This is a genomic window from Neisseria sp. P0009.S007 (genome assembly GCF_051962515.1).
The window spans coordinates 1-2,676 of the sequence record NZ_JBQCVF010000190.1; the positions used below are offsets into that span (position 1 = coordinate 1).

At 51.9% G+C, this 2,676-nt stretch carries 2 protein-coding genes and 1 pseudogene; all 3 read right to left on the minus strand.

Annotation, left to right across the window (positions count from 1 at the left end):
• A pseudogene (locus tag ACTHS3_RS11375) lies at positions 1-1,361 on the minus strand ([protein-PII] uridylyltransferase); the annotation flags it as partial.
• A gap of 19 nt (positions 1,362-1,380) precedes the next feature.
• Positions 1,381-1,677 carry a helix-turn-helix domain-containing protein gene (locus ACTHS3_RS11380; protein WP_004519584.1) on the minus strand — a complete coding sequence of 99 codons (297 nt, stop codon included), beginning with the start codon at positions 1,675-1,677 and terminating at the stop codon, positions 1,381-1,383.
• 423 nt (positions 1,678-2,100) lie between these two features.
• The gene (locus tag ACTHS3_RS11385) at positions 2,101-2,541 is read right to left on the minus strand and encodes a TIGR01244 family sulfur transferase (RefSeq protein WP_049336036.1); all 441 of its coding nucleotides are present in this window, start codon (positions 2,539-2,541) and stop codon (positions 2,101-2,103) included.
• Positions 2,542-2,676 lie beyond the last annotated feature (135 nt).

The following is a 2,676-nucleotide window of genomic DNA, read 5'->3' on the forward strand; positions in this document are numbered from 1 at the left end:
TGGGTTTCGATGGCGAGACGGCGCATATTGCGGACGACGGTCAGGATGTGGTCGTCTACGGGGTAAATATGGAAGAGGTCGTGTTGGAGCAGGCCGGTGATTTTCTCCCATGCGGGGAGATAGCGGCCAAGTACGCCGTAGAGGTTGAGAAAACGGAGGGTTTGGGTGAGGCCGGTACCGTGTTTGAAGAATTGGATAAAGCGGCGGCGGTTTTCTGGATTTTGGGTGAAACGGGTGTTGATTTTTCGTGTGGCCGCCCACCATGCGCGCAGGGTTTGCGGCTCGATGGTGGTGATGCTTTGCTCCTGCATGGTTTGGATGATGGTGAAGATGTGTTCGGGGTTGTGTTCAAACAGGGCAAGGTCGTTGGCGGCGATTTGGTGGCCGATGCGTTTGTAGCGGCTGTCGATGGGGTGGATATGTTGGGGGCGGCTGGAGGTTTGATGGTTTTTGAGAACCGGAATGAGGATGCCGTTGAGTTGTTTGATGGCTTTGGTGGCGCGGTAGAAGGTGTGCATCAGAGCTTCGCTTCTGCCGCGGATGTCGGGTTGGGTATAGCCTAAGCTTTCGGCAACTTGGGACTGGTAGTCGAAAAGCAGCCTGTCTTCGGGGCGGTCGGCGGTAAGGTGGAGATGAATGCGGATGTTGGCGAGGCGGCGGTAGCCATGAGCCAGCATGCCGGCTTCGGTGCGTGTGAGGACACCGGCGGTAACGAGGGCGGTGGGGTTGCTGTCTATGCCTTGTGCTTTGGCTGTCCAGATAAGGGTGTGGATGTCGCGCAGGCCGCCGGGGCAAGTTTTGATGTTGGGTTCGAGTTGTGCGCCTGTGCCTTGGGATTTTGTATGGCGTTGCTCCATTTCGAGGAGTTTGGCTTCGATAAAGGCGGCTGTGTCGCGACGTGTGTTGAGTTTGTTTAGAAGTTGGGCGGTAAGTTTGGCATCGCCTTGTAGGTGGCGTGCTTCAAGAAAGGCGGTTTCGCCGGTAATGTCGTTTTGGGTACTTTGGAGGATTTCTTCTATGCTGCCGCTTTTGATGGCCGGATTGAGGCGTGCGTCCCAAAGGGTTTGGATAAATTGGGCGGTTTGTTGTTGCAGGCCGTCTGAAAATGGGGCCGAGGAAATAATCGCTAAGTCCCAGTCAGAATGGGGGTAGAGTTCACAACGTCCGAAGCCGCCGATGGCAATCAGACTGATGTCGTTGCTGTCGGGAAAGTGGATTTGCCAGAGGGTTTGCAGTAGGGTTTCAGCAGCGGCGATATGGTCGCGGAAGTAAGCGGTAGGGCGGTTGTTTTGGCGGTAGGCAGTTTCTGCTGCGGCTTTTTGCTGCTGGTAGATTTGGATGGCTTGTTGGGCGGCGGGCATGATGGTGTCTGGCTGTGAATTAGGCTTGGGTATCGGTAGGCTCGGTCATTTGGCGGAGCATTTCTTGCGGCGGAAGGAGGAGTTTGTAAGGGGCGATTTTAAGCGCGGATGCGATTTTTTCGATGTTGGAAAGGGCGATGTTCCAGCGTTTGCGTTCGACGGCGGAAACGTAGGTGCGGTCAAGTCCGCATTGGCGTGCCAGTTCTTCTTGCGACCAGCCGTGATTAACGCGGTAGAGGCGCATGTTGTAAGCGATAATGGCGCGGAGGTCTTGCGGATCGGGCAGGCTTGGAGGGGGAGTGAGTTTGTTGACCATGGTGTTTTGAGTTTGTGGTTTGAACGATAAGGGGATTTTATACTATTTTTGTGAGAGGAAAGGAAAGGCCGTCTGAAAGTTTTCAGACGGCCTGAAAGGGGGTAGGTATAAAAAAAAGGGGGTGGCTTTCGGCCACACCCAAACACACACACATCAAGAGGAAAGAAAAATCATTTAATAAGAGAGCTGGCTCTTATCGAGGAAACTGGAGGATTCGGGCTTGGCCCTGAATCATTGAAAGGCATTATAAATGAAAATAGGGTCAGGGTATTGATACAGGTCAATTCGGGCTTGATTTAGAAAATATATTTTTAGGATAGTGGAAATAAATTAAAAATAAGCTAAGGCAATCAGGCCGTCTGAATAATCGGTTTCAGACGGCCTGATTGGTTTGAAGGCTACTACTTATATATAAATAAAGTATTAAGCCAAACCTTTATCTTTGGCTTCTTGCAGGCGGGTTTCAAAGTTGCTGAGGTTGACGCCAGCCTGTTCGGCTGCGGCAACTACTTCGGCTACGGATGCGCCGTGTTGCACTTGATGATAACCCCAAAGCAGGGAGCAGCGAGTACCGGTGCGGCAGAAAGCAAGAATAGGAGCCGGAGATTGTTGCAACAGATTTTGGAAGGCTGCGACATCGGCTGCGTTGATTTGAGGCGCGACAACGGGCTGGGATGAGAATTGGTTGATGCCAGCCTCTTTAAACCAGTTTTGCACTTCGGCAAAAGCCGGTTGGTTTTCTTCTTCACCGTCCGGGCGGTTGCAGATGATGGTTTTGATGCCGAGACGTACGGCTTCTTGGACATCTGCTTCGGTCAGTTGGGGGGCGATATAGAGGGTGTCGGTCAGTTTACGGATGGGCATAGTTTTTCCTTTCTTTATATTAAATGGATATGTTGATTTCAGACGGCCTAGGAAGTGGCAGGCCGTTTGAAGTTTTATTTAATGATTGTACAACCAGTTTTCGAGTTTTTGGCGATCGGTAATGTGCAGCAGGGC

Bases quoted from the DNA above. Each gene is read 5' to 3' on its own strand.
- ACTHS3_RS11385 (WP_049336036.1), bottom strand. From the start codon at position 2,541: ATGCCCATCCGTAAACTGACCGACACCCTCTATATCGCCCCCCAACTG.
- ACTHS3_RS11380 (WP_004519584.1), bottom strand. From the start codon at position 1,677: ATGGTCAACAAACTCACTCCCCCTCCAAGCCTGCCCGATCCGCAAGAC.